Here is an 18479-nt window from a genome sequence, read left to right on the forward strand (position 1 = left end):
GCAGTCCGTGGCGCAGGTCACCCATAGCGGGTGATGCCTGGGCGGGAAAGGCTTGGCCGCGAGCGCGATTGTGTACAGAATGGGCGATCGCCTGCGGGGAGCGGGAGGGGTACCACCAATGTCGTCCGTCCTATGAAAGTCCGGGGGCTGTTGCGCTGGCGCGTCGTCGCGCTCCTGCTTGCGATGGTGGTCATCGTTGCCCTGCCGTACCTGGCCACGCGGGCGATGGCCGACGAGACGCAGCAGGCCAATGCCTGGCTCAACCGTTCCAACGAGGTCAAGGCGCTGGTCTATCGCGTCGCCTATGTGATCCGTGACAGCGAAGCGGCGAGTTACCGCGCGCTTGCCGGCGATGGCGACGCGTCGACCCTGCAGCGTGCCGAAGGTGCTGGACGGCAGGTGCCGGCGCTGCTGGCGCAATTGCGCGACTTGACCCGCGACAATGCCGACCAGCAGGCGCGCATCGGCGCCCTGCAAAGCGTCGCCACCGGACGCATCACCTTGCTGGGGCAGGCACTGGCGCGTCTGCATCGTGGCGATGCCATCGGCGCGCGGCAGTCGCTGCGCGATACCAGCGAGCTATTCCACATGCACGAGCTGGTCGGCGGCATCGTGCGGGTGGAGGATGGCCTGCTGGCCGGGCACACCCGCGAGGTGGCCAAGCGGGTGGAGCGCAGCCAGTTCGTACTCACGCTCACCGCGCTGGCGCAGTTGGTGTTGCTGATCGTGGTGGTGATGACCTCGGAGCGGCAGATCGGCAAGCGCCGCCTCGCGGAAACCCGCGAAGGGCGGGCGGTGCTGCGCGCGCAGATGATCGTGCAGGCGGTGCGCGAGCCGATCGCGCTGTTCGATGGCCAGCTGCGCAGCCTGCTGGTGAACACCGCTTTCAGCGAGATGTACGGGCTGGACTCCCGGCATCACCGTGCGCTGCCGCTGGCCGGCATCGGCGCAGGCGCGTGGAACGACGGCGCGCTGCTGCAGCGGCTGAGCGACGTGCTGCTGCGCGGGCGCGAGTTGTGGGATTACGAAGTGGTGCAGCGCACGCCCGATGGTGTGGATCGCCACGTGGTGGTCAACGCGCGGCGCATCCAGCAGCAGGACAGCGACGCGCAGGCCCTGCTGCTCACGGTGAGCGACGTCACCGCGCGCGCACTGGCCGAACAGCGGGTCAGCGAGCTGAATCATCAGCTGGAAGGCAAGGTGGCGCAGATCTCCGACGTCAACCGCGAGCTGGAGGCCTTCAGCTATTCCGTCTCGCACGACCTGCGCGCGCCGTTGCGCCACATCGCTGGTTTCGCGCGCAAGCTGCGCCTGCACCTGGGCGAGGGCATCGACGCCACCGGCAACCATTACTTGGATGTCATCGGCAGTTCGGCGCAGCACATGGCGCAGTTGATCGAGGATCTCCTGGTGTTCTCGCGCCTGGGGCGCGGCGCGCTGCGCCTGCAGCCGGTGGACATGCAGTCGCTGGCCGAGGAAGCGCGGGCACTGAGCCTGGTCGATGTACCGGGACGCCGCATCGATTGGGTGATTGCGCCGCTGCCCATCGTGGTGGGCGACGAAAACATGTTGCGCACGGTGTGGCAGAACCTGGTCGGCAACGCGGTCAAATACACCGGCCAACGCGAGCTGGCGCGCATCGTCGTGGACGTGCAGCGCGGCCGCGACGGCGATTACGAATTCACCGTGAGCGACAATGGCGCCGGCTTCGACATGCAGTACGCGGACAAGCTGTTCGGCGTGTTCCAGCGCCTGCACCGCGCCAGCGACTTTCCCGGCAACGGCATTGGCCTGGCCAACGTGCGGCGCATCATCGCGCGCCACGGCGGCCGGGTCTGGGCCGAGGCCGAGGCCGGTCACGGCGCGCATTTCCATTTCACCCTGCCGGCGCTGGACCTGCCCAGCGCCTCCACCAAGAGAACCACATGATTACCCCTCCGATACGCACCATCCTGCTGGTCGAAGACAGCCTTGCCGACGCCGAAATGGCGCTGGATGCCCTGCGCGAGGCCAACCTCGCCAACCCGGTCGTGCATGTGCAAGATGGCGTGGAATGCATGGATTGGCTGCAGCACCGCGGCGAATGGGCCGAGCGCGAACCCGGCGTGCCGGCCGTGGTGCTGCTGGACATCAAGATGCCGCGCATGGATGGCCTGGAAGTACTCAAGCGCATGCGCGCCGACGAACAGCTGCGCCGCATTCCGGTGGTGATCCTGTCGTCCTCGCGCGAGGAAAGCGACCTGGCGCGCAGTTGGGATCTCGGCGTCAACGCCTACGTCATCAAGCCGGTGGACGTGGATCAGTTTTTCGCCGCGGTGCGCACGCTCGGGCAGTTCTGGGCGATCCTCAACCAGGCGCCGGAGCAGGACTGATGCCGCCGGAAGCGGTGGAGCCGGGTGGTACGCGGGCCGCGGACGCCGGCGCGGTGCGGGTGCTGGTGGTCGAGGATGATCCCCACGATGCCGAGCTGGCGCTGGCCGAGCTGGAAAGCGATGGCCTGGCCTACACCGCGCAGGTGGTGGATGACGAGGCGGCCTATCTCGCCGCGTTGCAGGCCTTCGGGCCGGACATCGTGCTCTCCGACCTCAGCGTGCCGGGCTTCAATGGCCGCCGCGCGCTGCAGCTGCTGCGCGAGCGCGATGCCATCCTGCCCTTCATCTTTGTTTCCGCCACGCTGGGCGAGGAGGCCGCCATCGCCGCGCTGCGTGATGGCGCCACCGACTACATCCTGAAGCAGAACCCCGCGCGTTTGGCCAGTGCGGTGCGCCGCGCGCTGGCCGAGGCGGCCGAGCGTCGCGCCAGTGAACGCGCCCAGGCCGGGCTGATCCGCGCCCAGCGCTTCGAGAGCCTGGCGATGCTCGCTGGCGGGCTCAGCCACGATCTGCGCAACCTGCTGCAGCCGCTGCTCCTGGCCGGCGACAGCCTGCGCGGCTACACCGACGACCCACAGGTGGCGCGACTGGGCGCGCTGGTGCACGACTGCGGCAAGCGCGGTCTGGAAATGGTGCAGTCCATGCTCTCGTTCGCGCGCGGGGCGCAGCATGCCGAGCAGGTGCGGCTGGGCGCGCTGCTGGATGCACTCGCCCTGCTGCTGCAGGGCAGCGTGCCACGCAACGTGCACATGGATGTCGCGGTCGAGGTTCCCGAGCTGGTCTTCGCCGGCAACCACACCGAGCTGCAGCAATGCCTGCTGAACCTGTGCCTGAACGCCATCCAGGCGATGCCGTCTGGCGGCACGTTGCGCGTCGAGGCGATGGAACAACAGCTGGATACCGGGTTCTTCCGCCATGCCGAGGCGCCACGCCCGGGGCGTTACCTGCGATTGTCCGTGGCCGACAGTGGCGCGGGCATGAGTACCGAGGTCATGGCACGCCTGTTCGAGCCGTTCTTCACCACCAAGGCGCAGGGCACCGGCCTGGGGCTGATTTCATGCCGGCGCATCGTGGCCAGCCACGGCGGCGTGTTGCGGGTGGAGAGCGTCCCCGGCCGTGGCAGCCGTTTCGACCTCTACCTCCCGCTGCAGCAAGTGTCGGCGGAACCCGCGTCGGATGCCGATGAGGAACGGCTGGATGGCGCGGGCGAGCGCGTGCTGGTGGTGGCCGAAGGTGTCAGCCAGCTGACCCTGCTTTGCGACACGCTGGATGCCTGGGGCTATCAGCCGCAGGGCTGCCAGAGCGGCGCTGCGGCATGGCAGTGGGCGACCGTGTACGGCCTGCCCGATCTGGTGTTGCTGGACGCCGAGATGAAACTGCTGAGTGGCGCCCGCACGCTGGTCGCCCTGCGTGAACAAGGCTACGCCGGTGCGGTGGTGATGCTGGCCCGGGCCGACTCGCCGCCCGAACTGGGCGATTTGTCCACGCTGCCACGCCTGTACGTGCTGGACAAACCGGTTACCACGCGTGAGCTGCTGCGCACCTTGCGGCTGGCGCTGACGGACAGCGCGGGCTGAATTCGCCCGAGCACCAAGGCCGCCAACAGGGTGTTGAGAAAGTGCTTTCCTGCACTTTCTCAACTCGCCGCGTCCGGCGCATGTCCGGACGCGGCCCCGCCGAGCAAGCACTTGCGTGCTTGCTCGGCGTGCGATCCATTCATGGATTGCGCCAGCGGGCTGTTTCTCGACAGCCTGCTAATCCTCTTCGACCTTGGGTTTCCAGGCCTCGCCGAGCTGCTTCTGCACTGGTGCGGGCACGGGTTCGTAGTGGCTGAGGTCGAGGCTGTAGCGGCCACGGCCGGCGGTCAGGGATTTGAGTTCGGTGGCGTAGTCGACGAGCTCGGCCAGCGGCGCCTGGGCGCGGATCAGCAGCTCGCCGCCGCGCTGGCTGTCGGTGCCGAGGATGCGGGCGCGCTTGCCGGCGAGCGCGCCGGTAACGTCGCCCACGGCGCTTTCGGGGATAGCCACTTCCACGTTGGCGATGGGTTCGAGCACGATGGGGCTGGCGCGGGTCATGGCGTCCAGGAAGGCTTTCTTGCCGGCGCTGACGAAGGCTACTTCCTTGGAATCGACCGGATGGTATTTGCCGTCGTACACGGTGACGCGCAGATCCTGCAGCGGGTAACCGGCCACGGCACCGCGCTCCATCGCCTGGTGTACGCCTTTCTCGATGGCCGGCAGGTAGCTGCCGGGGATCACGCCGCCTTTCAGCGCGTCGACGAATTCGAAGCCGGCGCCGCGTTGCAGCGGCTCCACCCGCAGGAATACCTCGCCGAACTGGCCGGCGCCGCCGGTCTGCTTCTTGTGGCGGTGGTGGCCCTCGGCGCTCGCGGCGATGGTTTCGCGGTAGGCGATGCGCGGCGGGTGGGTGTCGACTTCCACGCCATAGCGCTCGCGCATGCGCTCCAGCGTCACTGCGAGATGCAGCTCGGAGAGGCCGCGAAGCACGGTTTCGTTGAGCTCCTTGTGGTGCTCCAGGTGCAGGCAGGGGTCTTCCTCGGCCAGCCGAGCCAGCGCGTTGGCGAGCTTCTGTTCCTGGCCCTTGTGCCTGGGCGTGAGCGCGAGGCCGAACATGGCCGGCGGAAAGCGCGGAGGGGTGAGCCCGATGCTGTCTTCCGCGTGTGCATCGTGCAGCACGGCGGCGTAGTGGATGTCGTCCACCTTGGCGATGGCGGCCAGCTCGCCCGGGCCGGCGGCGGCGATTTCCTCGTGGCGCTTGCCGTTGACGCGCAGCAGGTGGCCCACCTTGAAGGCCTTGTGCGCCGTGCCGAGGTAGAGCTGCGCATCGTGGCGCAGCGTGCCCTGCCACACGCGGAAGATCGCCAGCTTGCCGACGAAGGGGTCGTTGACGATCTTGAACACGTGGGCCAGCACGTGCTTGGCCGGATCGGCGCTGACCGCCACCGCCTTGCCGGCGGCATCGACGAAGGGCGGCGGATTGCCTTCGGCGGGTTCGGGCAGGAGGCGTTCGATGAGCGAGATGAGCTCGGCCACGCCCGTGCCGTTGCGCGCGCTGACGAAGCAGATCGGCACCAGGTGCCCTTCGCGCAGGCATTGCTCGAAGGCATCGTGCAACTGCTGCGGCGTGAGCGCGGCTTCGCCCCGGTCGAGGTAGGTGCCCATCGCGGCTTCGTCGATTTCCACCACCTGGTCGACGATGCGCCGGTGCGCCTCGGCCAACGAGGAGAAATCGGTGGTGCCCTGGGTGTGGAAGAAGCAGTCCAGCACCTGCTTGCCGCCTTGCGCGGGCAGGTTCACCGGCAGGCACTCGGCGCCGAATTCCTCGCGCAGCGCATCCACCAGCCTGCCGAGGCGGGCGCCCTCGAAGTCGATCTTGTTCACCACCAGCACGCGGGCGAGGCCGCGCGAGCGCGCGTGCTCCATCATGCGGCGCGTGCCGTGCTCGATGCCGTTCATGGCGTTCACCACGATCAGCGCGGTTTCCACCGCGGTGAGGGCGCTGAGCGTGCCGCCGCGAAAATCGTGGTAGCCGGCGGTGTCGATCAGGTTGATGTGGCAGCCGCCGCGGTCGATGCCGGCGATGCAGCTGTCGATGGAGTGGCCGCGCGCCTTCTCCTGCGCGTCGGTGTCCGACTGCGTGGTGCCGCGCTCCACCGTGCCTGGCGCCTGGATGGCGCCGCCGGCGTGAAGCAGGGCCTCGAACAAGGTGGTCTTGCCGCTGCCGGCGTGGCCGACGAGCGCGAGGTTGCGGATGGATTCCGTGTGGCTGGACACGAGGCGACCCTCCCATGGTGGGGCGTGGCTGCGTGTGGCCGGGGCGACACGGAAGTCGCGCGTGACGATTGGCGGGCCGCCATGACCGCCGCCGAGGCGGCCGGGTAGTCATGGCGGGGCGGTGAATCGCTGCCGATGGTGGGCGCGCTCCGGTTAGCGTCACGTCAAGACGGGAACCCGGGGCCACTTGGCGTGGTCTGCGTGAACGTGCCGCTTCGGCCGTATCCATCGTGGCAAAGGCTTTCCCATCGTCCCCCTGATCCAGGTCGCTATGCTCGACACGCCGTCGCCCTCCGGCGACGACGTGGCCATGCGCGCGCCCGCCGCCGCCCCTTGGGTGGTGCGGCAGCGGCCACGCGAGCCGATGGTGCACCACCGGCGACCGGCGTGGCTGGTGTTGGCGCTGGTGGTGCTGCTGCACGCAGGTTTCGTGCTGTTGGTGCGGCAGGCCATGCGACTGCCGACCCCGCCGGCGGAACGCCATGCGCCCCGTGGCGAGGCCCTGGAAATCCACTTCCTGCCCGCCACGAGGAAGCCGGTGGCCGCGCCATCGCCACCGATGCCCGTGGCACTGCCGCAGCGTCATGCCCCGACGGCGGTATCCGCGCGGCAGGTGGCCGCGCCCGCGCCCGCTGCCAGCGTGGCCAGCCCGCGGCTGTTCGACGCCGACGGGGCGCCGTTGCTGCCTGCCGCCGCAGCCATGGCGCCGCTGCCTGAATACGTGCAGCACCTGCCGCCGGGCGACCCACGCCTCATGCGGCACATCAGTCCGATCAAATATCAGGCCACGCGGTTCGACCGGGATTGGAACAAGGGCAGCGGCAGCGCCATCGACGACGTACTGCAGAAGGCGGTGGACAAGACCACGGTGAAGCACACCTTCCATCTGCCCGGCGGTATCCACATCCACTGCGGCGTATCGCTGGCGATGCTGGCCGGCGGCTGCGGCGGCGATCCGCCGCCAGCGCCCTCGCGCAAGGATGGCGACGTGCGCCTCGACATGGCGCCTGCACCGCTGGCGCCGAATCCGCATGCCGCCACGCCGCCGACGCTGGCCGAGTGCATCGCGCTGTACCGCGCCGGCAAGCCGCTGGCGGATGGCTGTCCCAGCGACACGCCGCTGCGCGCGGTGGACGCGGAGCTGCGCGGGCGCTGAAGCGGGCTGTCGGGAAGGCGCCTTCCCGCACTTTCCCGGCTCGCCGGTCGGGCGCCTGCATGCGTTGGCGGCGGGCGATCGCTTGGTGGATCGCGCCGGCAGGCGGCCCCTCGACGGCCGGCTAGGCGCAGGCCGCCAGGGCCCCGGTGTCGCCGATGCCGAACGTGCTGCCGAATACCAGCGCCGGCAGCGGCTGGCTGAACAGGTAGCCTTGCCCCTCCTGGCACCCCATCCTGCACAGGCGGTCGCGCTGCCGGTTGTTTTCGATCCCCTCGGCGATGATCTCCAGGTCGAAGCTGCGCGCCATGTCCATGATGGCCCGGACCACCGATGCATCGCGATCCGAGTCGTGCACGTGCATGACGAACGAACGGTCGATCTTCAGCCGGGTCAACGGGTATTTCCTGAGCAGGCTGAGCGAGGCGTAACCCGTGCCGAAATCGTCGAAGGCGATGCCGACGCCGATGTCACGCAAGCCTTTCAGCGTCTCGAGGATCAGGTCGTCATCGTCCAGCACGATGTTTTCCGTCACTTCCAGTTCGAGTGCCGAGGGCGGCAGGCCGTGGCGTTGCAGTGCGAACCGGACGTCGGCGATCAGGTCGTTGAGGCGCAGTTGCGCGGCGAACAGGTTCACCCCCATGCGGAAGTCCGGGGCGCCGTGCGAGCGCCAGTAAGCCGCCTGCGCGCAGGCTTCGTCCAGCACCCAGGAGCCGACCGCGATCGCCAGCGACCCGGTCTCCAATGCCGGCAGGAAGGCAGCCGGCGACAGCAGGCCCTGCTGCGGGTGGATCCAGCGGATCAGGGCCTCGGCCCCCATCAGCGCGCCATCGCCCAGGCGAACCTGCGGCTGGTAGAACAACACGAACTCGCCCGCACCCACGGCGCGGCGCAGCTCGGTGCCCAGCAGGCGCCGCGCGTTGGCTTGCTCGCGCAAGGCAGGCACGAACAGGCAGGCCTGGCCCCGCCTCTCCTTCTTGGCCTCGAACAGCGCCAGGTCGGCATCGCCCACCAGTTCCAGCGCCTCCAGCCCGCTTTCCTGGGTGATCGCGATGCCGCAACTCGCCGACACCCGCACCTCGTTGCCGTCCACGACGACAGGCTCGGCGACTGCTTCCACGAATCGCTGTGCCAGCCCCGCCGCACGTTGCCCGCTGGCGGCGTCGGCCAGCAGGATCGCAAATTCGTCGCCCCCCATCCTTGCCACCAGGTCTCCCGCCCCCACGCACAGTTTCAGCCGGCGTGCGACTTCGCACAGCAGGCTGTCGCCGGCGGCGTGCCCCAGGGTGTCGTTGACGTCCTTGAAACCGTCCAGGTCGAGCATCACCACCGCCAGCGCGCGGGACTCCAGCAAGGCGGACTCCATGCGTCGGTAGAGGCCCGCCCGGTTGGCCAGGCCGGTGAGCACGTCGGTGCTGGCCAGACGGTGCAGTTCCTCCTGCTTGAGCAGGCGCGCCGTGCGGTCCTGCAGATGCGCGTTGAACATCATCCGCCCGTTTTCGTTCCAGCAGAACAGGGCGATGCCCAGCAGGAATTCGCTGCCGTCCTTGCGCAGGCCGCGGATATGTTCCGGTATCCACAGGCCGTCCACCGAGCCGGCACGCGCGGCGCACGCGATCAGCGCATTGACCTCCGCCCGGTCCGGCTCCGACAGCAGCGTATCGACCTGGAGCCCGATACCCTCCGACGGGCCGTAGCCGAACAGCGCGGCAGCGGAGTCGTTCCACGCGACGATTTCGCCGCTTCCGTCGAACCACGCCACCGCGGTTGGCGAATTGCGGGCGAACGAGTCGAACGGCCGCAGCGTGTTGGCCGACAATTCGATGCGGCGCAACTCCAGGCGATCCGCCACGATCTTCGCCAGCTCGCGCAGGAACTGGCGGTCGGTGGCGGAGAAGTCATGGTGTGGCTGCTGGTCGAGCACACACAGCGCACCCAGCGGGTATCCCTGTGGCGACAGCAGCGGCACGCCCGCGTAGAAGCGTATCTTTGCCGGCCCGGCCACCAGCGGGTTGTCGTGGAAACGTTCGTCGAGCGTGGCGTCGGGTACCACCATCACCCCGTCCTGGGTGATGGTATGGGCGCAGAACGACACGCTACGCCGCATGTCCACGCCTTCGCCGTCAGGCTCGATGCCGGAACTGGCGGCAAAGAACACATGATCGCTGCCGATCATGTTGACCGCCGCCATCGGCATTCCCAGCGAACGCACGGCAAGCTGAACTATGGGTTCCAGGCTGGGCAACGGGTGATCCTCGCCGAGCCCGTAGTCGGACAGGGCCTTCACTCGATCGGTTTCTCCGGGCAATGCAGATGGGCATTTCACGAGCACACCTCCGGTGTCCCATCGGCCGCCAGCAACCTGCGTCGTGCCTTTCTTCGCCTCCGGCGACCGCGGCCACATCCCGCCGAACACGAGCACAACCATAGCGCAGATGGAAGGCGCCGGCAGGTAACTGCGTACCAGAAGTGCGGAACGGTGGGGCACGGCAAGAGCGACGGCGGCTGCAAGCGGCATGCCGGTGCGGAGACGCAGCGCGCGTGGTGGAACGGCGCCCAATGGTGCCCCTTGTTCACGTGTCGACCGCGGAAGCGGGTTGTGCGAGGTTGCCCGACAGGCCGTTCCCCGGCGGTTTTGCAGCAGGGCTCGCGGCACTGAGTCGCTACACTGCGCAGATGCCGCCCGAGTCATCTCCGCGTCCGCCCGTACGCTCTGCCTTGCGTCCCGCTGAAATCTTGCGGCGCTCGCCGCTGGCCGCCTCTGCGCGCATGCTGAACCAGCGTGCGCGCCAGCGGCCGGCGCCGCGCCTGCTGTGGCGGCGCACGTTGGCGCTGGCCGGCAGCCTCGTCGTGCATGTGCTGTTCCTGTTCGCCTTCATCCTCGGGCCGGCGTGGGAGCCGCCGTCGAGGCCTGTGCCGTCGCCCCAGCTCAAGGCGCACTTCATCGAACTGCCCGATCTCGCGCCGCCACCGCCCAAAGGCGAGCCGCCGCGACAGGTCGGCCCGGTGCATCGCGGCCACGCGGCGAGTGCGTCGGTGCGGCAGGCTGTCGCCGTGTCGCCGCCGTCACCCGCGCAAGCCCGTGCGCCCAGGGCGAAAGCGGCGTCCGCGCCGCCCGCCGCGCCCAGCCTGCCGGCGCCTGCGCCCGCCCAAGCCGCGCCGCCGGTGCCGCTGGCCAGCCAGCCGCCGCCGGTGGAACTGGCCAAACCCACGCTGGAGCCTCCCGTGCCGCCGAAGTTCCAGCCCCAGCCGCTGCGCGCGCCGCAGCTCGAAGGCAAGCAGGCGATGCCGCCGCCACCCTCGCTGGCGCAGCCGATCACGCCGCCAGCGGCACCGCCCAGCATCGCGGCGCCCAGCGTGGCGCTGGATCGCGTGGCGCCCAAGGCGACCGAGGCGGCGCTGGCGCCGCTGACGCATGCCGAGCTTTCCGCGCCGCCGCCCGCGCCAGCGCTGGAGGCCGTGCCGCTGGCCGCGCCCAAGGCGCCGGCGGTGAGCCTGGACACACACCTGCGGGCGCCCGTGCCGCCGGCGCCCGCGGCGTTGCCAAAGTTGCAGGCGCTGGCGCCCGTGGCCGAGCCACCGCTGGCGGCGATCCCGCAGACGGCAGCACCGACGCCCACGGTGGCGCCGGTGGCCACGCCGGCGTTGAAGCCGGTGCCTGCGGCGGCGTTGGCCGCGCCGGTCGTACTCGCGCCTGTCGCCATGCCACCGGAGGTAGCGGCGGATGCCGCCGCCAGCGCGGCACCCGCATCGGCCACCGCCGATCACAGCAGCGCGCCGGACGCGAGCCCGCAGGGCAGCGACAGCGCGCCGCCGGGCCAGCCGCAAGGTGTGGCCGGTGCCGCCGCCACGGCCACCGTGCACGGCCACGGCATGCCGGCCTCGCACGGTTTGTCGCCGGCGCTCACGGCGTCGGGCAAGGCCAGCTCGGGCAAGGCTTCCGATGCCTTGCCCGGTGCGGCAAATTCCGCCAACGGCTTGCCCGACTACATCCAGCTCAAGCCCACTGGCAACACCACCGTGATGAGCCACAAGCTGCCCGGCGTGAAGTACCAGCCCACGCGCTTCGAGCCCGATTGGGCACCCGAGGGCGAGAGCACGGTGGATACCGCGCTGCGTCGCGCGGCGGAAAAGACCACGGTGCAGCACACCTTCCACCTGCCGCGTGGCATCCGCATCAAGTGCAGCGCGATGCCGCTGGTGCCGGTGGCGCTCCTGGGCTGCGCCAATGCCGATCCGCCGCCTGCGCCCGCGGCGCAGCAGGTGTACGACCGGCTGAACCTGCCCGCCGCACCCGGCGGCAGCGTGCCCGCAGTGACGTCGTCGCCTGCGACGACGGCGAGCGTGGCCAGGGCCGCGCCGGTGGTGCTGGACAACGCCGCGCTGTGCGCCGCCGCGCGCGTGGCGGGTGGCCCGTTGCCGCCGGCTTGCCCCGTCGACACGGTGCCGGCCAGCTCACTGCGGCCAGCATCCGCAGCCAGCACGTGGGCGCCGGCCAGCGACCAGTTCCACTGAGAACCGGTGAAAAACCGCTCGACTGCTGCGGCCGCCGCCGGACGCCGCGCCGCGCGACGGCGTTCGAACTTTCGCCGCCACCGGGCTTGCACCGCGTGCGGTGCGGTGGTTCGTCGCGCTGACGGGAACGCTTGCGGCTTGGTGCTGTCCACGGATTTGCATGGTGCATGACACGCACGACGCCATGCCATCTCACGGATCGTCCACGAAAGGGGGGCGATCATCCCAGCCAGCCAACACGCAGTGCCGTCCGAGCCCCTTGCCCGCCCCAGGCACTGCCAAGGGAGGTTCCATGGATGCCATCGACCATTTTGCCGCACGCTACGCCAGGGGCCGTGAGGAGGAGTTGTCCATCGACGACTACCTCGCCGAGTGCAAGCGCGATCCCATGGCTTATGCCACCGCGGCGCAGCGCATGCTGGGCGCCATCGGCGAGCCGGAGATGGTGGATACGCGCGACGATCCACGCATGAGCCGCATCTTCGCCAACAAGGTGATCCGGCGCTACCCCGCGTTTTCCGAGTTCTACGGCATGGAGGAGGCGATCGAGCAGGTGGTCGCGTTCTTCCGCCATGCGGCGCAGGGGCTGGAGGAGCGCAAGCAGATCCTCTACCTGCTGGGCCCGGTCGGCGGCGGCAAGAGCTCGATCGCGGATCGGCTGAAATACCTGATGCAGAAGGTGCCGTTCTACGCGCTGAAGGATTCGCCGGTGAACGAGTCGCCGCTGGGCTTGTTCGATCCGGTGGAGGACGGCCCCGTGCTGGAGGAACAGTTCGGCATCCCGCGTCGCCACTTGCAGCGCGTGCTTTCGCCGTGGGCGGTGAAGCGGCTGGAGGAGTTCGGCGGGGACATCCGCAAGTTTCGCGTGGTGAAGCGCTATCCCAGCATCCTGAAACAAGTCGGCATTGCCAAGACCGAGCCGGGCGACGAGAACAACCAGGACATCTCCAGCCTGGTCGGCAAGGTCGACATCCGCAAGCTGGAGAACTACGCGCAGGACGACACCGACGCCTACGGCTACTCCGGCGGCCTGTGTCTGGCCAACCAAGGCCTGCTGGAATTCGTGGAGATGTTCAAGGCGCCGATCAAGGTGTTGCATCCGCTGCTCACCGCCACCCAGGAGGGCAACTACAAGGGCACCGAGGGCTTCGGCGCGATCCCCTTCGACGGTATCGTGCTGGCGCATTCCAACGAGAGCGAGTGGACGGCGTTCCGCAACAACCGCAACAACGAAGCCTTCCTCGACCGCATCTACATCGTCAAGGTGCCGTACTGCCTGCGCGTCTCCGAGGAGGTGAAGATCTACGAGAAGCTGATCCGCGAATCCTCGCTGGGCGGTGCGGTGTGCGCACCCGGCACGCTCAAGATGATGGCGCGCTTCGCCGTGCTCACGCGGCTGAAGGAGCCGGAGAACTCCAGCCTGTTCAGCAAGATGGAGGTGTACGACGGCAAGAACCTGAAGGACACCGACCCGCGCGCGAAGAGTTACCAGGAATACCGCGACTACGCCGGCGTGGACGAGGGCATGACCGGCGTCTCCACCCGCTTCGCCTTCAAGATCCTCTCGCGGGTTTTCAACTACGACTCCACCGAGGTGGCCGCCAATCCGGTGCACCTGATGTACGTGCTGGAGCAGCAGATCGAGCGCGAGCAGTTTCCCAAGGACACGGAGACCCGCTACATCGGCTACATCAAGGAATACCTCTCGCCGCGCTACGCCGAGTTCATCGGCAAGGAAATCCAGACCGCCTACCTGGAGAGCTACAGCGAGTACGGCCAGAACATCTTCGACCGCTACGTCACCTACGCCGACTACTGGATTCAGGACAGCGAATACCGCGACACCGATACCGGCGAGGTGTTCGACCGCGGCGCACTGAACGCCGAGCTGGAGAAGATCGAGAAACCCACCGGCATCGCCAACCCCAAGGATTTCCGCAACGAGATCGTCAACTTCGTGCTGCGCGCGCGCGCCAACAACCAAGGCAAGAACCCGAGTTGGACCAGCTACGAAAAGATGCGCGTGGTGATCGAGAAGAAGATGTTCTCCAACACCGAGGAGCTGCTGCCGGTCATCAGCTTCAACGCCAAGGCCAGCGTGGAGGACGCGCGCAAGCATGAAGACTTCGTCTCACGCATGGTGGCCAAGGGTTACACGCCCAAGCAGGTGCGCCTCTTGTGCGAGTGGTATCTGCGCGTGCGCAAGAGCAGCTGACGCGGGCGCGGTTTCGGCAGCAGGCTTACCCTGGAGGCGGCTTTGCAGATCATCGACCGCAGGTTGGCGGGCAAGAACAAGTCGGTGGGCAACCGCGAGCGTTTCATGCGCCGCTACAAGGCGCAGATCGCGGAGGCCGCGCGGCGCGCGGTCTCCACGCGCGGCATCCGCGAGATCGAACGATCCGAGAACATCACCATCCCGCGCAAGGACATCAACGAGCCCAGCTTCCGCCACGGCCGCGGCGGCATCCGCGACACCGTGCACCCCGGCAACACCGACTACGTGCGCGGCGACACCATCGCCCGCCCGCAGGGTGGCGCCGGTAGCGGCTCGCAGGCCAGCGATAGCGGCGAAGGCGAGGACGATTTCACCTTCACCCTGTCCAAGGAAGAGTTCATGCAGCTCTTCTTCGAGGATCTCGCCCTGCCGCACCTGTTGCGCACCCACATCGGCGACCATCCGCAGTGGAAATCGCGCCGCGCCGGCTACAGCCAGGACGGCACGCCGAACAACCTCGCCGTGCTGCGCACCATGCGCCAGTCGCTGGGCCGACGCATCGCGCTGACCCGTTCGCCCGGCGTGGAGTTGGCGACGCTGCAGGCGGAACTGGCGGCGCTGGAGGCGCGCGGCGCGGGCGACGGCGACGATGCCGAGGCGCTGCGCGGACGCATCGAGGCGCTGCGCCAGCGCATCGGCCGCACGCCGTTCCTCGATCCCATCGATCTGCGATTCCGCGCCCACGTCAAGGTGCCGGTGCCGGTGTGCCAGGCGGTGATGTTCTGCGTGATGGACGTCTCCGGCTCGATGGACGAGGCGCGCAAGGAGCTGGCCAAGCGCTTCTTCATCCTGCTCTACCTGTTCCTCACCCGGCACTACGAAACCATCGACATCGTCTACATCCGCCACCATACCCAGGCCAGCGAGGTCGACGAGGACGCGTTCTTCCACTCCACCGAGAGCGGCGGCACGGTGGTGAGCAGCGCGCTGGAATTGCTCGACCAGACCATTCGCGCGCGCTATGCCTCGGGCGACTGGAACGTCTACGTGGCGCAGGCCAGCGACGGCGACAACTTTCCCAACGACAGTCCGCGCTGCCGCGAGTTGCTCGCCACCCGCATCTTGCCGCTGGCGCGCTACTACGCCTACGTGCAGGTGGTGGAGGACGAACAGAACCTGTGGGAGGAATACAGCCAGCTGCAGGGCGACTTCGGCAACTTCGCCATGCGCAAGGTTGCCACGCCGGAGGACATCTATCCGGTATTCCGTGAGCTGTTCCGCAAGGAGGGCGCGGCGGCATGAACTTCATCCGTTATCCGGCCATCGAACGTCGCCACAACGACGATCCACGGCGCATCGCCGAGCAGGGCGAGCGTCGCCAGCGCGACGTGCCCACCGAGCCGCTGCCGGCCGGCCCGCGCGCCGCCAGCCCGCTGCCCGACCCCAGCGACTGGAGCTTCGAGCTGATCGAGCGCTACCACACCGCCATCAAGGCCGCTGCTGCCCGCTACGGACTGGACACCTACCCGATCCAGCTGGAGATCATCAGCTCCGAGCAGATGATGGATGCCTACGCCAGCGTGGGCATGCCGGTGAACTATCGCCACTGGAGCTACGGCAAGGCCTTCCTCGCCACCGAACGCAACTACCGGCGCGGCCACATGGGGCTGGCCTACGAGATCGTCATCAACTCCAACCCCTGCATCGCCTACCTGATGGAGGAGAACACCACCGCCATGCAGGCGTTGGTGATCGCGCACGCCGCCTACGGCCACAACAGCTTCTTCAAGGGCAACTACCTGTTCCGCATGTGGACGGACGCCGGCTCCATCGTCGACTACCTGGTCTACGCGCGCGATTACATCGCCAAGTGCGAGGAACGCCACGGCTTCGATGCGGTGGAGCAACTGCTCGATTCCTGCCACGCGCTTTCCAGCCTCGGCGTGGATCGCTATCGCCGGCCGTCCAAACGCACGCTGGCGCGCGAGCTGGCCGAGCGCGAGGAGCGCGAGCGCTACGCCCAGCAGCAGGTCAACGAGCTGTGGCGCACCTTACCGACGTACCCCGGCAAGGCGGACGCCGCCAGCCAGGCTGAGCGCTTCCCGCAGGAGCCGCAGGAGAACCTGCTCTATTTCATAGAGAAAAACGCACCGCTGCTGGAGCCGTGGCAGCGCGAGGTGGTGCGCATCGTGCGCAAGATCGCGCAGTATTTCTACCCGCAGCGGCAGACCCAGGTGATGAACGAGGGCTGGGCCACCTTCTGGCACTACACGCTGATGAATACGCTCTACGACGAAGGGCTGCTCACCGACGGCGTGATGCTGGAGTGGCTCTCCTCGCACACCAACGTGATCTACCAGCCGCCGGTCGGTCACCCGGCCTACAGCGGCATCAACCCCTACACGCTGGGCTTCTCGATGTACCGCGACATCCAGCGCATCTGCCGTGCGCCCACCGCCGAGGATCGGCGCTGGTTTCCCGAGATCGCCGGTGCGCCGTGGCTGCCCACGCTCGACCACGCCATGCGCAACTTCAAGGACGAGAGCTTCATTGGCCAGTACCTGAGCCCGCATCTGATCCGCGACCTGCGCCTGTTCGCGGTGCACGATGACAGCAGCCAGCCAGAGCTGCGGGTCAGCGCGATCCACGACGAGGATGGCTACCGCGAGCTGCGGCAGGCGTTGTCGCGGCAATACGACATCGGTGTGCGCGAGCCCAATATCCAGGTATGGAACGTGAATCTGCGCGGCGACCGCAGCCTCACCCTGCGCCACATGCGCTACCAGGATCGTCCGCTGGATGACGAGGCCAGCGAAGTGCTCCGCCACGTCGCCCGCCTGTGGGGCTTCGGCGTGCGCCTGGACAGCGTCGACCGCGACGGCAACAGCCTGCAGGTGCTGGAGGCGGCGGCGCCGGAACACGGGTGAGAACAGGTGGAGTTTTCAACGTTCGACCTGGCCACGGATCGCCGGGCTGAACGGCTGGAAAAGCACGGCCGCCCGGCGTCTGCGGAAAATTCGAACGTCGTCGCGAGGGTGCCGCCCGGCGCGCCCGGCGAGGTGTGCTCTTCTCCGGCGGGTGACGGGATGAGCTGGTTGGGCGTTGTCGCTAATCAGCTGGAGTCGAGCCCGCCGACCACATTGGCTACACAGTTGGGCTTGCTACACTCGATCCGGGATGGCTGAAGGGGAAAGTCATGCGTATTGGGGCGGTGGTGCGGGCGATATGGGTGTTGTTCGTGGTCGTGTCGTTGTCTGGGTATGCAAAGCCGGCACATGCCGTGGAATTTTCCTTGAGCGGTTTCTCGTCGATCACGGCGGGCACCATGGTAAGTGGCGCCCATGTCGATTACCTGAGCTACCACTGCCCTTGTTTCCTCGCGAATTACGAATATGCCGGCATGTACAACGGCGGCGGCTGGAGCGCCCGCCAGGAGTCGCTGGTCGGCCTGCAAGGCAGTGCCAAGTTCACCAACAAGCTTTCGGCGACGGTGCAAGTCGTGGCGCGTGGCGAGCCGAAGACGCAGGCAAGCATCGATTGGGCCTACCTTACCTACAACCTCGACTCGTCCTGGAGCGTGCAGGCTGGCCGCAAGCGTCTGCCGATATACTATTACTCCGACACGAATTACATAGGTTACTCATATATTTGGGTACGCCCGCCGGTTGATGTCTACGGATGGGACATCTATAGCTACGATGGCGCCAACGTGATGTATCGAAACACCATCGGGCAATGGGGTGTGACCGGCAACGTGTGGATGGGAAATAGCTTCAATGGCAACGATGCCTATTATAAATATCTCTATACGGGAGTGCGGTCGGATTCTGCCTGGCACCATATCGTTGGCGGTTATCTCGACATCAGCAACGATATCTTCGGTTTTCGGTTGATTTACCAGCGGAACAGGATCAGTGAGACCACCTACGACGATAGCGGTGTCCCTACGGTGGTATTCAGCAATGTGCCGCAGCAGATCATTGGGGCTGCTTTCAACGTCGATTACAACAATTGGATACTGCGCAGCGAATTCAACATGTTCAAGCGGCACGCGCTCGGATACGACGCAAGGTCCTACATCGTTGGCGGGGGTTATCGCCTTGGCGATGTCACCGGCATGCTGACCTATTCCAGATATTTCGAGACGACCTCGCCCATCTACACTCAGCCGCAGCGTGACAATACCCGCACGGCGACCATTCGCTGGGATTTCCGTCCGTCGATGGCACTGAAATTCCAGTTCGACAGCTTTCGCGACCGCTCGGGATTCGATTTCATCGGCAAGGGCAACCTCTTCACCGTGTCGTTCACGTCGGTGTTCTGAACGCGGCCATGCTGCGCGTTGATCCGCCGCGGCCCGTTTCCGTTCGGAACGGGTGCGGCTGGTGTTGAACCACGCTGTTGCCGAAGCCAATGGTGGCGCGGCCTTC

The 18479-nt window shown here is 67.6% G+C and carries 11 protein-coding genes; 9 read left to right on the top strand and 2 right to left on the bottom strand.

Annotated features, from left to right (window positions below):
• Positions 1 to 132 precede the first annotated feature (132 nt).
• Genes AC3WQA_RS15180 through AC3WQA_RS15190 form a run of 3 tightly spaced genes read left to right on the top strand, consistent with a single transcriptional unit; the run spans position 133 to position 3949 of the window.
• On the top strand, positions 133 to 1929 hold the full coding sequence (locus AC3WQA_RS15180; protein WP_492675870.1) for a sensor histidine kinase: 1797 nt from the start codon (positions 133 to 135) through the stop codon (positions 1927 to 1929).
• Positions 1926 to 2372, top strand: a complete 447-nt coding sequence (locus AC3WQA_RS15185) for a response regulator (protein ID WP_492675871.1) — start codon at positions 1926 to 1928, stop codon at positions 2370 to 2372. Before AC3WQA_RS15180 ends, AC3WQA_RS15185 begins: the two co-directional genes overlap by 4 nt.
• Positions 2372 to 3949, top strand: a complete 1578-nt coding sequence (locus AC3WQA_RS15190) for an ATP-binding response regulator (RefSeq protein WP_492675872.1) — start codon at positions 2372 to 2374, stop codon at positions 3947 to 3949. The genes AC3WQA_RS15185 and AC3WQA_RS15190 overlap by 1 nt, the downstream gene beginning before the upstream one ends.
• A 177-nt stretch (positions 3950 to 4126) precedes the next feature.
• Here AC3WQA_RS15190 and fusA read toward each other — a convergent pair whose 3' ends face one another.
• Positions 4127 to 6166, bottom strand: coding sequence for an elongation factor G (fusA, locus tag AC3WQA_RS15195; protein WP_492675873.1), 2040 nt, complete (start codon positions 6164 to 6166; stop codon positions 4127 to 4129).
• A 271-nt stretch (positions 6167 to 6437) separates the two neighbouring features.
• Here fusA and AC3WQA_RS15200 point away from each other — a divergent pair, with 271 nt between their 5' ends.
• Positions 6438 to 7322: a hypothetical protein gene (locus AC3WQA_RS15200; protein WP_492675874.1), complete on the top strand. Its 885-nt coding sequence runs from the start codon at positions 6438 to 6440 to the stop codon at positions 7320 to 7322.
• A 121-nt stretch (positions 7323 to 7443) separates the two neighbouring features.
• On the opposite strand, the gene AC3WQA_RS15205 is transcribed toward AC3WQA_RS15200, so the two are convergent.
• A complete protein-coding gene (locus tag AC3WQA_RS15205; protein WP_492675875.1) occupies positions 7444 to 9837 on the bottom strand; it encodes a putative bifunctional diguanylate cyclase/phosphodiesterase in 2394 nt (797 codons plus the stop codon).
• A 251-nt stretch (positions 9838 to 10088) separates the two neighbouring features.
• Here AC3WQA_RS15205 and AC3WQA_RS15210 point away from each other — a divergent pair, with 251 nt between their 5' ends.
• From AC3WQA_RS15210 to AC3WQA_RS15230, 5 genes are all read left to right on the top strand, one after another.
• Positions 10089 to 11834, top strand: coding sequence for a hypothetical protein (locus tag AC3WQA_RS15210; RefSeq protein WP_492675876.1), 1746 nt, complete (start codon positions 10089 to 10091; stop codon positions 11832 to 11834).
• A gap of 292 nt (positions 11835 to 12126) precedes the next feature.
• Entirely contained in the window at positions 12127 to 14049 is a 1923-nt protein-coding gene (locus tag AC3WQA_RS15215; RefSeq protein ID WP_492675877.1) for a PrkA family serine protein kinase, read from the top strand.
• Between the two features lie 42 nt (positions 14050 to 14091).
• Positions 14092 to 15351, top strand: coding sequence for a YeaH/YhbH family protein (locus AC3WQA_RS15220; RefSeq protein ID WP_492675878.1), 1260 nt, complete (start codon positions 14092 to 14094; stop codon positions 15349 to 15351).
• A complete protein-coding gene (locus AC3WQA_RS15225) occupies positions 15348 to 16976 on the top strand; it encodes a SpoVR family protein (RefSeq protein ID WP_492675879.1) in 1629 nt (542 codons plus the stop codon). The genes AC3WQA_RS15220 and AC3WQA_RS15225 overlap by 4 nt, the downstream gene beginning before the upstream one ends.
• A gap of 269 nt (positions 16977 to 17245) precedes the next feature.
• Positions 17246 to 18373 carry a hypothetical protein gene (locus AC3WQA_RS15230; protein ID WP_492675880.1) on the top strand — a complete coding sequence of 376 codons (1128 nt, stop codon included), beginning with the start codon at positions 17246 to 17248 and terminating at the stop codon, positions 18371 to 18373.
• Positions 18374 to 18479 lie beyond the last annotated feature (106 nt).

The sequence above is a fragment of the Rhodanobacter sp. FW106-PBR-R2A-2-24 genome, assembly GCF_058789615.1.